The 17,066-nt window shown below is 64.9% G+C and carries 16 protein-coding genes; 12 read left to right on the top strand and 4 right to left on the bottom strand.

What is annotated here, in order from left to right:
- Positions 1–57: 57 nt before the first annotated feature.
- Positions 58–543, bottom strand: a complete 486-nt coding sequence (locus tag WBP07_RS08060; RefSeq protein ID WP_395395386.1) for a DUF6456 domain-containing protein — start codon at positions 541–543, stop codon at positions 58–60.
- Positions 544–651: 108 nt separating this feature from the next.
- Between WBP07_RS08060 and WBP07_RS08055 the strand changes: the two genes are divergently transcribed.
- On the top strand, positions 652–1,224 hold the full coding sequence (locus WBP07_RS08055) for a helix-turn-helix domain-containing protein (protein ID WP_395395384.1): 573 nt from the start codon (positions 652–654) through the stop codon (positions 1,222–1,224).
- A 23-nt stretch (positions 1,225–1,247) separates the two neighbouring features.
- Positions 1,248–2,483: a glycosyltransferase gene (locus WBP07_RS08050; protein ID WP_395395382.1), complete on the top strand. Its 1,236-nt coding sequence runs from the start codon at positions 1,248–1,250 to the stop codon at positions 2,481–2,483.
- Positions 2,484–2,486: 3 nt separating this feature from the next.
- Here WBP07_RS08050 and WBP07_RS08045 read toward each other — a convergent pair whose 3' ends face one another.
- Complete coding sequence (locus WBP07_RS08045) at positions 2,487–4,268, bottom strand: ABC-F family ATP-binding cassette domain-containing protein (RefSeq protein ID WP_395395380.1); 1,782 nt, start codon at positions 4,266–4,268, stop codon at positions 2,487–2,489.
- Between the two features lie 203 nt (positions 4,269–4,471).
- Between WBP07_RS08045 and WBP07_RS08040 the strand changes: the two genes are divergently transcribed.
- From WBP07_RS08040 to WBP07_RS08025, 4 genes are all read left to right on the top strand, one after another.
- Positions 4,472–4,780 carry a PepSY domain-containing protein gene (locus tag WBP07_RS08040; RefSeq protein WP_395395378.1) on the top strand — a complete coding sequence of 103 codons (309 nt, stop codon included), beginning with the start codon at positions 4,472–4,474 and terminating at the stop codon, positions 4,778–4,780.
- Between the two features lie 161 nt (positions 4,781–4,941).
- Complete coding sequence (locus WBP07_RS08035) at positions 4,942–5,619, top strand: response regulator transcription factor (protein ID WP_132385684.1); 678 nt, start codon at positions 4,942–4,944, stop codon at positions 5,617–5,619.
- Positions 5,620–5,740: 121 nt separating this feature from the next.
- Positions 5,741–7,057 (top strand): sensor histidine kinase, encoded by a 1,317-nt coding sequence (locus WBP07_RS08030; protein WP_395395758.1) that lies wholly within the window; start codon positions 5,741–5,743, stop codon positions 7,055–7,057.
- A 127-nt stretch (positions 7,058–7,184) separates the two neighbouring features.
- Positions 7,185–7,388 carry a hypothetical protein gene (locus WBP07_RS08025; RefSeq protein WP_395326869.1) on the top strand — a complete coding sequence of 68 codons (204 nt, stop codon included), beginning with the start codon at positions 7,185–7,187 and terminating at the stop codon, positions 7,386–7,388.
- 83 nt (positions 7,389–7,471) lie between these two features.
- Here the strand turns inward: WBP07_RS08025 and WBP07_RS08020 are convergent, their stop codons facing one another.
- Complete coding sequence (locus tag WBP07_RS08020) at positions 7,472–7,771, bottom strand: chorismate mutase (RefSeq protein WP_395395376.1); 300 nt, start codon at positions 7,769–7,771, stop codon at positions 7,472–7,474.
- 109 nt (positions 7,772–7,880) lie between these two features.
- Here WBP07_RS08020 and WBP07_RS08015 point away from each other — a divergent pair, with 109 nt between their 5' ends.
- From WBP07_RS08015 to WBP07_RS08000, 4 genes are all read left to right on the top strand, one after another.
- Complete coding sequence (locus WBP07_RS08015; RefSeq protein WP_395395374.1) at positions 7,881–8,897, top strand: polyprenyl synthetase family protein; 1,017 nt, start codon at positions 7,881–7,883, stop codon at positions 8,895–8,897.
- Positions 8,898–9,129: 232 nt separating this feature from the next.
- Positions 9,130–10,059, top strand: a complete 930-nt coding sequence (locus tag WBP07_RS08010; protein WP_395395372.1) for a hypothetical protein — start codon at positions 9,130–9,132, stop codon at positions 10,057–10,059.
- A gap of 37 nt (positions 10,060–10,096) precedes the next feature.
- Positions 10,097–11,182, top strand: coding sequence for a linear amide C-N hydrolase (locus WBP07_RS08005; RefSeq protein ID WP_395395371.1), 1,086 nt, complete (start codon positions 10,097–10,099; stop codon positions 11,180–11,182).
- A gap of 137 nt (positions 11,183–11,319) precedes the next feature.
- Positions 11,320–12,081 carry a hypothetical protein gene (locus WBP07_RS08000; RefSeq protein ID WP_395395369.1) on the top strand — a complete coding sequence of 254 codons (762 nt, stop codon included), beginning with the start codon at positions 11,320–11,322 and terminating at the stop codon, positions 12,079–12,081.
- A 34-nt stretch (positions 12,082–12,115) separates the two neighbouring features.
- Here the strand turns inward: WBP07_RS08000 and WBP07_RS07995 are convergent, their stop codons facing one another.
- On the bottom strand, positions 12,116–14,074 hold the full coding sequence (locus tag WBP07_RS07995) for a putative bifunctional diguanylate cyclase/phosphodiesterase (RefSeq protein ID WP_395395367.1): 1,959 nt from the start codon (positions 14,072–14,074) through the stop codon (positions 12,116–12,118).
- Between the two features lie 137 nt (positions 14,075–14,211).
- Between WBP07_RS07995 and hrpB the strand changes: the two genes are divergently transcribed.
- Positions 14,212–16,665: an ATP-dependent helicase HrpB gene (gene hrpB, locus WBP07_RS07990; protein ID WP_395395365.1), complete on the top strand. Its 2,454-nt coding sequence runs from the start codon at positions 14,212–14,214 to the stop codon at positions 16,663–16,665.
- 45 nt (positions 16,666–16,710) lie between these two features.
- On the top strand, positions 16,711–16,989 hold the full coding sequence (locus WBP07_RS07985; RefSeq protein ID WP_395395363.1) for an ETC complex I subunit: 279 nt from the start codon (positions 16,711–16,713) through the stop codon (positions 16,987–16,989).
- Positions 16,990–17,066 lie beyond the last annotated feature (77 nt).

The following is a 17,066-nucleotide window of genomic DNA, read 5'->3' as shown; positions in this document are numbered from 1 at the left end:
GAAAAAGGAAAAGGGGCCATTCCCGGCAGGGAGTGGCCCCTTTTTCGTGCCCGCCGCTTATTTGGGAAGCCGGTGGTAGTCCGCGACCCGGTCGAGCGCGAGGCCCAGCACCAGCTTGCCGCTGCGGACCGGCCAGCCCAGGGCTTTTTCGGCGATGGGCAGGCTTTCACCCGCGCAGACCACGCGCCACAGCACGTCTTCCAGGCCGGGCCCGGCTGCCGCGATGGCGCCGTCGAAGCGGGCCTTGGCCGCGATCTGGCGTTCGCCGGGGGTAAGCTCCGCCTGACCGCCGCCGATCCGCACCGGCTCCCATCGCATTGTCACGCGGGGAGAGAGCTGGGCACGTTCCCAGTCGGCGCGCAACAGTTCGCCGGCGGCGAAGCGACGATCGCTCAAATGACCGCGGGCGTGGAGCCAGGAGAGCGAGGATTCCGCCACGTTGACCGTCACGGTGCGGCGCCTGCGACGTTCAGACCCGGCACTTGCCGTCGCCGGAGCCGGCCCCTCGCAGGTAAGTTCGCGTTCGACCAGATGCTGCTTCATGGAGGGCTCCCGATGTAGGCCGATGCGCGGCCAGTGTGTGGGACGGAACTTGCCAAAATGGATCGCATGTAGGAAAATGAAAACCTAATTGGTTATCCGGGGTATGCCTTGATCAATCGTATTCGTGACATTCGCCAGCAAAAGGGGCTGACGTTGGCCGATGTGGCGGCCGCCTGCCAGCCACCGACGACCGCGCAGACGATCGGCCGGCTGGAGACGGGCATGCGCACGCTGTCGCTGGGCTGGATGAACCGGATCGCGGCTGCTCTCGACGTCGAGGCGGAACTTGTGCTGCGTAGCGAAACGCGTGAGCCGGCGATGATCGTGGCGGTGCTGACCGAGGCCGGCCCGGAAGCGCCGCATGCCCGGCGAGAGGCTATGCTACCCAGCGAACTGGCGGCCGATGCGCCGTGGTTGGTGCTGGATGTGGAGGCGTCCTTGGGCGAGTACCGCTCCGGGGATCAGGTGTGGATGCGGCAATATCCGCCGGCGCAGGCCGCGCGCCTGCTCAATCGCGATGTGCTGGTGCCGCGCCCGGCCGGTCGCTTTGCCTTCGGACGGCTGATCGATTGCGACGGGGAGCGCGTCGTGCTGTCGGCTCCGGCTGCCGGTCGCGCGCAAGTTACGGTGGAACATCCACAATGGCTGGCGGTTGCGGAGATGCTGGTCAGAAAGCTCTAACTTCTCCCGCGTAGAGGCACCTCATGCGCATCCTTTCGATTGCCACGCTATTTCCCAATCCCGCGAAGCCGTCCTTCGGTATCTTCGTGGGCAACCAGATGCGCGCGGTGGTCGCCAACTGCGCGGTGGATCTTGTGATGGTCAGCCCGGTCGGCGTACCGCCTTGGCCGCTGTCCCGGCGCAAGCCTTACGACGCATTGGCGGCTTTGCCCGAAGCGAGCGACGCCTCTGGCATCGAGGTGCTCTATCCCAAGTTCACGCTGATCCCGAAGATCGGCGGAGACAGCAATCCGGCCTGGATCGCCAAGGCCGTGCTGCCGATGGCGCGCCAGCTTCACGCGGAACAGCCGTTCGATCTGGTGGATGCGCAGTTCTTTTTCCCGGACGGTCCTGCCGCCGCGATCGTCGCGCGCGAATTGGGGCTGCCGCTGACGATCAAGTCGCGCGGGGCGGACATCCACTATTGGGGCCAGCGCCCGGCCGCCTTGAAGCAGATGCTTGCAGCCGCGCATCAGGCCGCAGGATTGCTGGCGGTGAGCGAGGCGTTGCGCGCGGACATGATCGCGCTGGGCATGCCGGCGGACCGCATCGCCGTGCACTATACCGGCCTTGACCGGGAACGGTTCCATCCCATCGAGCGTGGAGCGGCCCGCGCGCTGGTGTCTGCTTTGCCCGATCTGGGCGTCTGGTCGGAAGGGCCGCTGGTGGTGACGCCCGGATCGCTGATCCCGCGCAAGGGGCAGCGACTGGTGATCGAGGCGATCGCCCAATTGCCCGACGTGCGTCTGGCGCTGGCCGGCGTGGGCGAGGATGAGCGCGCCTTGCGCACGCTGGCACGTTCTCTGGGCGTGGCGGACCGGGTGCAGTTTCTGGGGCAAGTCGGGCACGATCTGCTGCCGCACCTGCTGTGCGCGGCCGATGTGCTGGTTCTGCCTTCCGCCAGCGAGGGGCTGGCCAATGTCTGGATCGAGGGACTGGCCTGCGGCACACCCATCGTCATCCCCGATATCGGCGGTGCCCGCGAAGTGGTGCAGAACCCGAGTGCGGGTCGTCTTGCTGAGCGGACGCCGGAAGCCATCGCCGCCGCCGTGCGCGACATTCTGGACGATCCGCCCGATCAGGAGCAGGTTTCGGCCAATGTCGCGCGCTTTTCATGGGGCGTGAACGCGCAGAATCTCGTGCGCTTCTGGCGCGCCGTGCTCGATGGCAGTCCCGTAAGCGGAGAGCAGGAGGTTCAGGACGCCGCGAAGGCGTCCTGATTCTTATCCCTCAACCTGTTCGGCCAGTTCCAGCCAGCGTTCCTCGGCGGCGTCCTTCTCGCCGCGCGCCTTGTCGATGGCGGCGGTGAGGCTGGCGAACTTGCCGGGATCACGCGTGTAGAGCGCGGGATCGGCCAGCGCCGCTTCGTCGCGTACGATAATGGCTTCCAGTTCCTCGATCTTCTTGGGCAGCAGCTCGTAGTCGCGCTGGTCCTTGTAGGACAGCTTGCCCTTCTTCGGCGGCGGGGGAGGGGGCGGCGCGGCGCCTTCCGCCTTTGCCTTCTTGCCTGCGCTGGTGCGTTGGCGCCGCTTGGCTTCCCAGTCGGCATAGCCGCCCGCGATCACGTCGATATGGCCCGACCCGTCGAGGCCCAGCGTGACGTTGACCGTGCGATCGAGGAAGTCACGATCGTGGCTGACGATCAGCACCGTGCCATCGTAATCCGCGATCACTTCCTGAAGCAGATCGAGCGTTTCGAGGTCGAGGTCGTTGGTCGGTTCGTCCAGCACCAGCAGGTTTGAGGTGCGGGCGAACTCGCGCGCGAACAGCAGGCGCGAACGCTCGCCGCCCGAAAGCGTGCCGACTTTTGCTTCGACAAGGCCGGGATCGAACAGGAAGTCCTTGAGATAACCCTGGATGTGCTTGCGCACGCCGACCACGTCGATCCAGTCGCCGCCCTCTGCCAGCACGTCGCGGATGCGCATTTCCGGGTTCATCCGGCTGCGCTGCTGATCGATCACGGTGGCGTCCAGCGTCGCCGCGCGCGTAACCGTGCCCTGATCGGGCTGGATTTCGCCCATCAGGATCTTCAGCAAGGTGGTCTTGCCGGATCCGTTGGCGCCGACCACGCCAATGCGGTCGCCGCGCTGGATGCGCAAGTTGAAGTCCTTGATGATCGTGCGGTCTCCGAATTTCTTCGTGACGTGTTCGGCAACGATCACCGACTTGGTCTTGCTGTCGTCCGCCACGACGGCCAGCTTGGCCGCGCCTTGCGGGCCCATCATCGAGGCGCGCTGGGCACGCATTTCCCAAAGCTTGGCAAGGCGGCCCTGGTTGCGCTTGCGCCGCGCGGTCACGCCGCGTTCCAGCCAGTGGGCCTCGATCTTCAGCTTGGCGTCCAGCTTGGCGGCGGCGCGCGCTTCCTCTGCGTAGACTTCGTCTTCCCACGCCTCGTAGCCGCCAAAGCCGATGTCGCGGCGGCGCAGGCCCCCACGATCGAGCCAGAGCGTCGCATTGGTCAGGCGCGTCAGGAAAGTACGGTCGTGGCTGATGACCACGAAGGCGCCGTTGTAGCGTTGAAGCCAGGATTCCAGCCAATCGATCGCGGCAAGGTCCAAGTGGTTGGTCGGCTCGTCCAGCAGCAGCAGGTCCGGCTCGCTGGCGAGGGCGCGGCAGAGCGCGGCGCGGCGGCGCTCACCGCCCGACGCGCTCTTAGCTTCGCGCGAAAGGTCCACGCCCAGCTGATCGGCGATGGCCTCCACTTCGTGACGCGGCGGCGCGTCGTCGCCGTGGATCGCGAAATCGAGCAGGGTGTCGAAGCCGGTGAAGAACGGATCCTGCTCCAACGTCACCACGCGGGTGCCGGGCTGGACGGAGCGCGTGCCCTTGTCCGCATCCACCGTTCCCGCGATCAGCTTGAGCAGCGTGGTCTTGCCCGCGCCGTTACGGCCTATCAGGGCCAGCCGGTCGCGCGGGGCGATGTTGATGTCGAGGTCTTTGAAGAGCCAGCCGGAGCCCTGGATGAGGCCGAGGCCTTCCCAGCTTAGGATCGGTGCAATTGCCATGATGCTGGCGCCCTACAGGCAGGGGCGGGGGGCTGGCAAGCGGCCTGATCCTGTGTGTGGCAGCAAGAGGCGCCGAAAGATTGGCGTGGGATTCGTGCAACACATTTCAGCCGGCGCCCCGTTGCTGCCACATTCAGGACTTGTTCAAGCCCCGGTGCTTAGGCACGCAAGGCACTATGAAACGCTTCGTCCCATTCCCTGCTGTGCACACCGCGTCTCTGACCGCGATCGTCGTTGCCGCCTTTGCGCTGGTGACGCCCACGCTTTGCGCGCACGCCGCCGATCCGGGGGGCGAGCAGGGCGAGGCGCGCCGGGAACGCAAGGCGGGCAACATCCTCTCGATCCGCCAGATCGAGCAACTGGTACTGCCGCGGATGAGCGCGATGCAGTACCTGGGCCCGGAATACGATCCCGCCGCCATGGCGTACCGGCTTAAGTTCATCCAGAATGGCAAGGTGTTTTTCGTCGACGTCGATGCCCGCACCGGCCGCGTGATCGGGCAGTCGCGCTGACAGGGCCTTCGGAGCCCCCAGTATTAGATCGAAACATGCGGAAACATATGGGCCGATCCGGCGGGCAGGGCCGGATCGCTTGACGCTTCAGGGCTTTCATCCCATTTGCTTCATTCAATTGCGCCGCCCAATCCGGGCACCTCACCGAGGGAGAGATCGATTTGCGCATCCTGATCGTCGAGGATGAACCCACGCTCGGCAACCAGCTGAAGACCACGCTCGAACAGACCGGCTATGCCGTCGACCTTTCGACGGATGGCGAGGACGGGCATTTCCTTGGCTCTACCGAGGATTACGACGCCGTGATCCTGGACCTCGGCCTGCCGGAGATCGATGGTCTCACCGTGCTGGGCATGTGGCGCCGCGAAGGGCGCGATTTCCCGGTTCTGGTGCTGACCGCGCGCGATTCCTGGTCCGACAAGGTGGCCGGGCTCGATGCCGGTGCCGACGACTATCTGGCCAAGCCGTTCCAGACCGAGGAACTGATCGCCCGCCTGCGCGCGCTGATCCGCCGTGCATCTGGCAATACCTCCAGCGAACTGACCGCCGGCGACGTCCGCCTCGACACGCGTTCGGGCCGCGTCACCCTGGCGGGTGAGCCGGTGAAGATGACGGCGCAGGAATACAAGCTGCTGTCCTACCTGATGCACCACAAGGGCAAGGTGGTCAGCCGCACCGAACTGATCGAGCATATCTACGATCAGGATTTCGACCGCGATTCGAACACAATCGAAGTCTTCGTCACCCGCATCCGCAAGAAGTTGGGCGCGGATGTGATCACGACGATCCGTGGCCTTGGCTACAGCCTCGACGATCCGGCCGAACCCGGCCGCGGTTGAGGCCGCCGTGGCCGCAACGCCACCGGGCGCGGGGCCGGCAGGGATAGCCGCCGAACCCGCGGGTGATACCGCGCATACCAGCTTCCCGCATGAGGCGCCGACCGGTTCGCTTGGGCGGCGCATGATGCTGATCGCGGCGGGGTGGATTTCCATCCTGCTGCTGGTCGGCGGGCTGGCGCTCGACCATACGCTGACCGGGCTGGTTACGCGGAATTTCGACGAACAGCTTGGCTACATGCTGACCGGCATGATCGGCTCGGCCGAAATCGGCCCGGATGGAGAGGTGTTCTTCATTCGGCCGCTGGGCGATCAGCGCTTTTTGGAGCCGAATTCCGGGCTCTATTGGCAAATTCGCGGCAAGGGGCACGAGGATTTCCCCTCGCGCTCGCTGTGGGATCGCAGCCTGAACGTGCCCGAGAGTCATTTCGACGCGCAGCCGCATGTCTACGATTCGGAGCAGTTCGCGGGCGAGCGTCTGCGCGTGATGGAACGGTCGATCATCCTGCCGGGCAGCAATACCAAATGGATGTTCACGGTCGCCGCCAGTCGCGCCGATCTGGATGACCAGATCAAGATGATCCGTGCGATCCTGGTCTACAGCTTCGTGGCCCTGGGTTTCGGCCTGTTGCTGATGGCGGGCATGCAGACCTGGTATGGCCTGTTCCCGCTGCGCCACGTGCGGCGGGCCATCCAGAAGTTGCGCACCACCGGTTCGGCGCGGGTGCATGACCGGCTGCCGCGCGAAGTGGAGCCGCTGGTGGAGGAGCTGAACGCGCTGCTAGCCCATAACGAGCGGCAGGCGGAGGAAGCGCGCACCCATGCAGGCAATCTCGCCCATGCGCTGAAGACCCCGCTGACCGTGGTGATGAACGCGGCGACGGCCAAGGCGCCCGATCTGGCCGATACGGTGATTCGCGAGGCGGCGGTAATGCGCCGCCAGGTCGATCATCATCTCGCGCGGGCGAGGGCGGTGGGCCGCCGCGCCGTGGGCCAGTCCCGCGCCGATGTCTGGCCCAGCCTTGAGGCAGTGCTGCGCGCGGTGGAGCGGCTCTACGATCAGGCCCGCTTCGATCTGGACGGCAATCACGATGCTGTGGTGGCGCTGGAAAAGCAGGACCTTGAGGAAATCCTTGGCAACCTGATCGAGAACGCGGCCAAGTACGGCGGCGGCAGCGTCTTCGTCACGGTCGACGTGGAGCGCGATTCGCGCCTTTGCGAAATCTGGATCGAGGATGACGGCATGGGCATCCCCGAGGTCGAGCGCATCCGCATTTTCGATCGCGGGGCGCGGCTGGATACCGGCAAGCCGGGCACCGGCCTTGGCCTGGCGATCGTGCGCGACGTGGTGGAAATCTACGGCGGCACCGTGGAACTGGACGAGAGCGAGGATCTGGGCGGCCTCTTGGTCAGGCTGTGCCTGCCCCGTGCGATCGCCTGAAGCTGCTATTGCCTATCGCCTGACATAATTCAGGCTCAAAATCCGGTGGAACCGGCGTCGACGGCTGTTGCGGAAGCGGCCGTTCGCCCCCATGGCCCGGGCGTTAGTTATCGAGGAGATCCCCCCAATGACCGATTCCGTTACGATCACGCTGTCGCCCGATGAGATCGAAATGATCGTTGATGCTCTTGAAGCCGATCTGGAAGGCTACGTCGAAGCCGCGAAGGAAGCGCGCGAGGACGGCAACAAGGAAGACCTTGAGACTTTCGCCGAAGCGGCCACGCGTATCCAGGCGCTGATGACGCGCCTTCAGGACCTCGTCGAGGACTGAGCGATCGGGGCGGGGTGACGCATGATGCGCGGCCCCGCCCGATATCGAAATGAGTTTAAGGAACGGCGGAAACGCCGGACCGATCAGCCGGCCTTGGCGCGCTCGTGGTGGCGGATCACTTCATCGATGATGAAGCGGATGAATTTCTCGCCGAAGTCGGGATCGAGCTGCGCGTCTTCCGCCAGCTTGCGCAGGCGTACGATCTGGCGCTCCTCACGGCCCGGATCCGAAGCCGGCAGGTCGTGCTCCGCCTTGTAGGCGCCCACGGCCTGGGTAATCCGAAATCGCTCGGCCAGCATATGGATCAGCGCGGCATCGATATTGTCGATGCTCGCACGGAAAGAGGCGAGGACGGGGTCGGCTGCGGGCGTGGTCTCGGTCATCGGATCGGTCCGCTAGCACGCTTGCGGCGGCTGTTCTACCCGTCAGTTTGCCCGCTCCATGCCATTCTCTCTTGCGTAAATGCCTGCAAACGCGCAATGCGCCGGAACGATGAGTGCCGATGTCATTCCCCTGCGCACGCGCGGATCGCAGCCTTCCCTGGCCCCTATGCTGGCGCTGACCGCGCCGGGCATGAACAGCGTCAACGCGGTCATTCTCGATCGAATGCAAAGCGAGATCCCGCTGATACCGGCGCTGGCCGGCCACCTGATTTCGGGTGGAGGCAAGCGCATGCGCCCGATGCTGATGGTCGCCGCCGCAGAGCTGTGCGGCTATCAGGGCGCGCGCCACCACAAGCTGGCCGCTGCCGTGGAATTCCTCCACACCGCTACCCTGCTGCATGACGATGTGGTCGACGGTTCCGACATGCGTCGGGGCAAGGCCGCCGCGAACATCGTCTTCGGCAATCCGGCAACGGTGCTGGTGGGCGACTTCCTGTTCACGCGCGCTTTCGAACTGATGGTGGAAGACGGCAGCCTGAAGGTTCTCAAGATCTTCTCCAAGGCCAGTTCGATCATCGCCGAGGGCGAAGTCGACCAGCTGACCGCCCAGCGCAGGATCGAGACGAGCGAGGAGCACTACCTCCAGATCATCGGTTCGAAGACTGCCGCACTGTTTGCCGCCGCCACCCGCATCCCGGCCATCGTCGCCGAGAAGAGCGAGGCGGAGGAGCAGGCGCTCGATTCCTACGGCCGCAACCTGGGCATTGCCTTCCAGTTGGTGGACGATGCCATCGACTACGATTCGGAAGCCTCCGAATCGGGCAAGGACAAGGGCGACGACTTCCGCGAGGGCAAGATGACCCTGCCGGTCATCCTGGCCTATGCGCGCGGCAATGCGGAAGAGCGCAAGTTCTGGGAAGAAGCCATCGCCGGCTTCCGCACCGAGGACGAGGATCTTGCCCACGCCGTCGAGCTCATCAACCGCCACGGTTGCGTGGAGGCCACGCGTGAGCGGGCCCGCCTCTATGCGCAGCGGGCGATCGATGCCTTGTCGATCTTCCCCGCCGGCGCGGCGCGCGATGCCATGTGCGAAGCTGTCGAATTCGCGGTGGCACGCCGCTACTGAGCGGACCGGCAGCATCAAATACAGCGGGCGGCGCGCCGGTTCATCCGGGGCGCCGTTTGTGTATGTGGGCTCTTGGTACGGGCCTGTCGGAAAGCGTGTTTACTATTCGACTTTAAGTCGTTTGCGGCAAGGCTGTCGCATGAAATGAGACGATCCGAAATCTATTCGGTTGATATCTAGGGAAAGATAACTAGCCTTCGCTCCATTACGTGTTCCTGTGAAGGAGACGTCGATGGTCTGTTTGCGTCACGCCATGTTGCCGTGTTTCGCTGCCGGATTGGCCGCGCTGGTTCCTTATCCGCTTCAGGCACGCGAAGATCTCGCTTCATCGGTGGATGCGGTATCTGCGGCAGATACTGTGGAAGCGGCGGCTGATGGCGGCGGGCAGGACGATGGATCTGCCGTTGCCGAAACCGCAAACGCTGCTCCCTTGCCAGGCCGAAAGGGCACGCATTGGACGGTGATCGTCAGTCCATATGTCTGGGGCGCCTCTTTGGGCGGCGATCTGGGCCTGGCGGGGCTTCAGGGCAATGTGCACTTGCCGTTCGGCGATATCTTCAGCCATCTCGACATTGCCGCGATGGGCAATGTGGAATTCATCAGCGGCCGCTGGGGCGGCTATATCGATGCGCAGCATGTCAAAACTTCGCAGACGGAGCAGGTCCTCTCGCTGCCGGTCGACCTTTCGATCCATACGACGCGCGTGGCCGGCGGCTTCTATTACAAGGCCTGGAGCATCCCGCTCTCGGGCGAGACGGCGTTCGGCGTGCCGCGCAACATCTCGTTCGAACCCACGGTGGGTCTGCGCTGGACCAATCTCAAGGCCGATGCCGATGTCGAGCCGCTGGGGCTGGGAACCTCCAAGAAAGCCGATTGGGTCGATCCCTTCGCGGGCATGCGCATCAATGCGGACCTTTCCAGCCGCTGGAATCTGTTCGTTGAGGGTGACGCCGGTGGCTTCGGCGCCGGATCGGACATCAGTGTGAATGCGTTGGCCCTGCTGGGTTATCGCACGCATCTGTTCGGCCAGCGCACGATCCTGCGCGCGGGATATCGCTTCATCTACGAAGACTACGATCAGGAAGACTTTACCGGTCGCGGCCGCTTCATCTGGCACATGAAGCAGCATGGTCCACTGCTGGGATTGTCGATGTTCTTCTGATTTTGCCTGCCGTCATCGCGAAAAGGAGTCGCCCTCAATGTCCGTATCGCGCGCCGCTTCCAAGTTCGTCCGGTCGATTTCCGTCCTGGCATTGCCGGGAATGCTTATGGCAGGCGTCGCCGCCGATGCCTGTACCCGTGCCGTCTATCTGGGCCCCGATGGGAACATCATCACTGCCCGATCGATGGACTGGAAGAGCGATATTCTCTCCAACATGTGGATCCTGCCGCGCGGCATCGCGCGCAGCGGGGAGGCCGGGCCCAATTCGATCAAGTGGACATCGAGGTACGGCAGCGTGGTCGTCAGCGGCTACGACGTTTCGACCACGGACGGCGTCAACGAGAAGGGGCTGGAGGCGAACCTGCTCTGGCTGGCCGAATCCGAATATCCGCACTTTGACGCCACGAGCAAACCGGGGCTGACGATCGCCGCCTGGGCACAATACACGCTCGACAATTTCGCGACGGTGGCAGAGGCAGTGGCGGCGCTTCAGAAGGAGCCGTTCACGATCGTCACCGACAATGTGCCGGGCGAAGAGGACAAGCTGACCACGGTCCACCTCTCGCTGTCGGACGCCACGGGGGACAGCGCGATCATCGAATATATCGGCGGCAAGCAGGTCATCCACCATTCGCGCGACTATCAGGTGATGACCAATTCGCCGACGTTCGACCACCAACTGGCGCTCAATGCCTATTGGAAGGATATCGGCGGCACAGTGATGTTGCCGGGCACCAATCGGGCGGCGGATCGATTTGCCCGTGCATCTTTCTACATCAATGCCATTCCCAAGGCGGAGGACCCGAACAAGGCGCTTGCCGCCGTCTTCAGCGTGATCCGCAACGCATCCGTGCCCTACGGGATCACCACGCCGGGTCAGCCGAACATCTCTTCCACCCGCTGGCGCACGGTTTTCGACCATAAGCGCCAGCTCTATTTCTTCGAATCGGCGCTGACGCCGAACACCTTCTGGGTGGATCTGAAGAAGCTCGATTTCTCGAAGGAGACGGGCAAGGTGAAGACGCTCGATCTCGGCCCAAATCAGGACCATACGTTTTCCGGCGAAGTGTCCGGCGATTTTGTCGAGCACGCGCCGTTCAAATTCCTGGGCCTGCCGGGCTGAAGCCGGTGGAAATCGCGGGAAGGGAGCGGTTTCGAAGACACGGGCTGCGCCATTCCGGCAACACCGGCGCGCTGCAATAAAATGGCAACAAGCCTGCAATTGCGGCGCACCTTCCGCGCGTCTATCCAGACGCCGCCATGTCCCTCGAATCCGAGCTGGCGCCCTCCGGCTATCAGCCCGGGTCGCCCCGCCAGCGCCTAGTCTCCTCGCTGCTTTCGGCAGCCATTCTGGTGATCGCGCTATTGCTGGCGATCACCCAGACGGGGCTTGTCCCGGCGCTGATCAAGAAGACGTCCTCGCTCACGACATTCGATGTCGTTAATCACGAGAAGGAGCAGGGCGGCGATACGCCTGAAAAACCCAAGCAACAGCAGGCCAAGCACACCGAACACAAAGTGTCGGTGCCGGTCATCACGCCCGACAAGCCGGTGGAGAAACCGGCCACTGCGAAGAAGCAGGCATTCACGTTCCTGCACATGTCCAGCAACGACTTCGCCGCGGCGGACATCGGCAACATGAAGGGCCAGTCGGCCGCATCGGGCGATTCGGCGCCCGGCGGTTCGGGCGGCGTCTATGGCCCGGGCGAAGGGCCGGGCGGCGTCGTGCTTTACAACGCGGCATGGCACAAGGAACCGACCGACGCCCAGCTTGCGGGCTATCTGCCCAACCACGGTCCGCAGACCGGTTGGGGTGAGATTGCCTGCCAGACGCAGCCGGGCTTCAAGGTCGACAATTGCCAGATCCTGGCCGAATCGCCGCGCGGATCGGGCTTCGGCCGTGCGGTGCTGAACGCGGCGTGGCAGTTCGAGGTCCAGCCGCCGCGCATCAATGGCAAAGCCCAGATCGGCAGCTGGGTAAGGATTCGCATCACGTACGGCGTGCGCGGCATTTCGCTCTGAGGCTTGGCCTCTCGCGGCGCGAAGGCTGGTTCCCTCACGCCGCGCTGAAGGCGCTGCGATCTTCCTTGGCGTAACGGTCGAGCAGCTTCGGCAGGGCCATCGGCATGCCCAGATGATAGCCCTGTGCCAGCGTGAAGCCGGCGATCCGGGCGCTGAGCATCTGTTCTTCGGTCTCGATTCCCTCGATCACGCAGTCCAGCGAGAGTGAGCGGGCCAGGTTGCGGATGGCCGCGATCAGGCGGCGGCCACGCGTCTCATCCAGGCGCGGGGCAAAGCTGCGATCGATCTTCACCATGTCGAGCGGAAGCTGGTGGAGCGAGGAAAGGCTGGAATAGCCGGTGCCGAAATCGTCCAGCGCGACCCGCGCGCCGATCTCGCGAAGGCCCTCCAGCGCATCCCGCGCGCTGTCGAACTTGGCGATCAGAGAGGTTTCGGTGATCTCGAAGATCAACCGCGACGGGCTGCCGCCGGACCGTTCGGTCAGCGCGATCAGCGCGGCCACTGTCTCGGCATCGGCGATGTCCTGCCCGGAAAGATTGAAGCACACGTGCATCGTATCCGGCAGGCGGACGAGCGCGGCCAGGGCCTGCATGAACAGCGCCAGCGTCACTTCGCGCGCACGGCCGATGCGTTCCGCCGATGCGATCAGCATTTCCGGAGCGACCGGGCCCAGCGTGGGCGATGTCCAGCGGGCAAGGCATTCGACGCCCATCGGCATCCGGTTCTCGGTGGCGACGATCGGCTGGTAGACCATCGACAGTTCGCGTGAGAGGTCCGCCGTCTGCAAGGCCGCGTCCAGCGCCTGCTCGGTGCGGATCAGGTGCTCAAGCTCGCTGGAAAAGCGCACGCACTGGCCGCGCTTCTCGTTCTTGGCGTGGTAGAGGGCGAAGTCGGCACGGTCGAACAAGGTGTGCGGATCGCGTCCGGCAGCCGGGAATTCGGCCAGTCCGGCCGAACAGCCGACGGCGACCACGATGTCCCCGATGCGGGCAGGGCGCCGGATCTCGGCGCAGAGCGCCTGTGCGATCGGCTCCGCCTCATCAGGCGGGCCCTTGAAGATCAGCCCGAACTCGTCGCCGCCAAGGCGCGCGACCACGGTGTTTTCGGGGCAGGCGGCCAGCATGCGCTCACCCAGCACCTGTAACAGCCGGTCGCCTTGCGCATGGCCATATGTATCGTTGACCGGCTTGAAGCGGTCGAGGTCGATCAGGCCGACGCAGAAGACTTCGCCAGGGCCGGCATTGGCCAGCATCGATTCGAGGCACCCGAAGAAATGCCGGCGGTTGGGCAGGCCGGTCAGCGCGTCGGTCTCGGCAAGGCGGGCATTCTCCGCCCCCAGCACATGCGCCTGCTTGCGCTCGCTGGCGAGGGCGCGTTGCGTGGTTTCCAGCGCCACGAACGAATCGTAGGTGTCGCGCAGGATCTTCAGGATCACGGTCGCTACCAGTGCGATGTTCAGGGCGATCGCGACGCGCACCACCGATCCCATGGCCACACTGTATGCCAGGAACACGCTGAGCACCGTTACGCAGATAAGCAAGGCAGCGGTCGGCAGGAAGGTGAGGCAGAACACGCAGCCCAGCACCGTCACCGCCACGAAGATGGCGACATGGCCATGCTCGTAAGGCCCGCCGTAATGGTCCAGCATCAGTGCCCAGGCCACGAAAGTGAGCGAAAGCACGACGGCCAGCCAAGTGGTGCGTCGCATCCGGTATCGGGCGATGTCGCTATCGAAATCGGCCGGCCCGGTAGGGCGCAGCCAAGCCAGCATGCGGATCAGGCATACCGCGATCAGAATCGCCGGAACCGTCAGCGCCAGATAGGACGGCGCCAATGCCCGATGGGTATAGGCCAGAATCCCCGCATTGACCGAAAGAAGGCCGTAAAGCGGCGGAATCCTCTCACGCAGGCGCAGGTACTGCGCCACGGGCAAGGGGTATTGCCCGGCGCGGTGAAACTTGTTGGGGGTGTTATCGGCTTCTTGCAACGTCATGAACTCCGACAGCCACGGTTAGTTACCAATCGTTGATGAAGAGTGGATGGCCGTAAAAACTTCCGCCGAAATGGCGATATGCGCCCGGGCGTTGGACGGACTGGTGAAGGCGGGCATTGGCTCCTAAGGAAGCGCGGGTGAGTGAACTTCCGATCCACGCCGTGCTTCCCGAACTGCTGGCCGCCTTGCGCGATGGCCCGCGGGCCGTGCTGATTGCCCCGCCTGGCGCGGGCAAGACGACCGCGCTGGCACCCGCGCTGCTGGGGGAGCCATGGTGCACCGGCACCGTCATCCTGCTCTCGCCCCGCCGCGTTGCCGCGCGTGCCGCTGCCGAGCGCATGGCGGCGCAACTGGGCGAGCAGGCGGGCGATACCATCGGTTATGTTACCCGTCTCGACGTCAAGCGATCGGCCCGCACGCGGGTGGTCGTGATGACCGAGGCGATTTTCGTGGCAAGTATTCTCACCGATCCGGAGCTTTCCGGAGTTTCGGCCGTGCTTTTCGACGAAGCGCACGAACGGCACCTAGACAGCGACCTGGGACTGGCGCTGGCGGTGGAGGCCGGCGAAGTGCTGCGCGAAGACCTACGCATCGTTGTCATGTCCGCGACGATCGACGGCACGCGATTCGCTCGGTTGCTGGGCGATGCGACACCGGTGATCGAGAGCGAGGGCAAGGCCTGGCCGCTGGCTCTCCGCTGGCTGGGCGGATCGCCGGATTTGCGGATAGAGGATGCCGTGACTGCCGCCGTCCTCACCGCATGGCGCGAGCAGGAGGGCGATATCCTGGCCTTCCTTCCCGGCGTGCGAGAGATCGAGCGCGTCGCGGAAAGGCTGGCGGAGCGCTTGCCGAAGGCGCTGGTCCTGCCGCTTCACGGCCAGTGCGATCCGGCAGCGCAGCGCGCAGCGATTCGCCGCGATGGAGAGGGGCGCCGCCGCATCGTGCTGGCAACGGCAATTGCCGAGACGTCGCTGACACTGGACGGCGTTTCCGTCGTCGTCGACGCGGGCCTTTCGCGCCGGGCCGAGTTCGACAAGGCAGCCGGCGTCACTCGATTGGTTACGCATCGTGCGAGTCGCGCCTCCGCCGCCCAGCGCGCCGGTCGTGCCGCGCGTCAGGGCCCGGGCGTTGCCTATCGCCTGTGGGAAGAGGCCGCGCATCCCGGAAGGCCGGAGTTCGATCCGCCGGAAATGCTGACCAGCGATCTGGCTCCGCTGACGCTGTCGCTGGCGCAATGGGGGGCGGGCGATCCGGCGGCGATGGCATGGCTCGATTCGCCGCCCGCGCCTGCGCTGGATGCGGCGCAGCGCCAGTTGGAAGCGTTGGGCGCGCTCGACGGCGACGGGCGAATCACCGATTTCGGCCGCAAGGTCGCCAGCCTGCCGATGGATCCGGCGCAGGCGGCGATGATTTTGCATGCCGCCGAACTGGGCGCGGCTGGTCCGGCGGCGAAGCTGGCTCTGCTTTTGCAGGAACGCGGGCTTGGCGGGCGGAGCGAGGATCTTTCGCAGCGCCTCTCACGTTGGGATGGCGATCGTTCGCCGCGTGCCGAATCGTCGCGCAAGCTGGCCGCCGGCTGGGCGAAGCGCGCACGTTCGCTGGTGCAGGCATCCGATCAGGGTGGGGATGTTCCCGCCGGCGTCCTGCTGGCGCTGGGCAGGCCGGACATGCTGGCGCGGCGACGCGATGCAAATGGCGAAAACTGGCTGTCGGCCGGGGGCAGGGGCTACGTGCTAGACCCGGCATCGCCATTGGCGACGCGCGAGTGGATGGTGATTGGCGACGCGCAAGGGCAGGCGCGGGGCGCGCGGATCCTGTCGGGTGCGACGCTCGAATCGGCTGAGGTAGAGCAATGGCTGTCCGATCGAATCGAGCGGCGCTCGGTTCTACGCTGGAACGAATCGGAAGGCCGCGTGGAAGCGCGGCTGGAGCGCCGCATCGGTGCGATCACGCTGGCCTCCGGCCCTGATCCCTCGCCTGATCCAGCGGCGATCGCGGCATTCCTGCTGGAACGCGTGCGTGAGAAGGGGCTGGATCTCGTGCCGTTTGGCAAGGGCGCGCAGGCTTTGCTGCGCCGGGCGCGCTATGCGGGGATCGGGGCGCTTTCCGAACAATCGCTGTTGGCCGATCTCGACGATTGGCTGGGTCCACTATTGGGCCGCAGGCTGGACGCGATCGACAAGGCCGCGCTGGGCGATGCGCTGCGCAACCGCATGACGTGGGACGATCAGCAGGCGCTGGAAAAGCTGGCTCCGCCGGAATTCCGCAGCCCGGCCGGGACCAGCCATGCCATCGACTATGAGGATGAGGGCGGCCCCAGCGTGGAAGTGCGCGTGCAGGCCCTGTTCGGGCTGGACCGTCATCCCAGCTTCGGCCAGCCGCCGCAGCCGCTTTTGCTCAAGCTGACATCGCCTGCCGGTCGTCCGATCCAGACCACGCGTGACTTGCCGGGATTCTGGCGCGGATCGTGGCGTGACGTACAACGCGACATGAAGGGGCGCTATCCCCGGCACCGTTGGCCGGATGAGCCGTGGACGGAAGATCCCAGTCTGAAGACAAGAAATGCATTCGAAGCATCGCGCGGCAAATGATTTGCGCTTGATTCTCTCCCCGATTCGACGGCAAAGCGCATTCCCATGAGTGCACGCATCTATCAGCGCCCGAAGAACGCCATGCAGTCCGGCAAGGCACTGCTGGACGAGTGGGTCCTCGAATTCGTTCCCGCAGAGGCGAAGAAGCCCGACCCCCTGATGGGCTGGGCCGGTTCCGGCGACACGCAGCAGCAGGTTACGCTGAAGTTCCCGACCGTGGACGAAGCGAAGGCCTATGCCGCGCGCTACGGCATCGAAGCCGAAGTGCACGCCACGCCGCCGCGCCGCCTGAAGATCCAGGCTTACGCTGACAACTTTCGTTGATCTCACGCGCGTATAGCGCATCGTTTTTCCTGCAATCGGCCCGCGTTTCCTTGGTGGAATCGCGGGCCGATGCCGTT

Source organism: Novosphingobium oxfordense, from assembly GCF_044029435.1.
Lineage (GTDB): Bacteria > Pseudomonadota > Alphaproteobacteria > Sphingomonadales > Sphingomonadaceae > Novosphingobium.
Note: the sequence above shows the minus strand (reverse complement) of the source record. Positions and strands in the feature narration are given on the sequence as shown.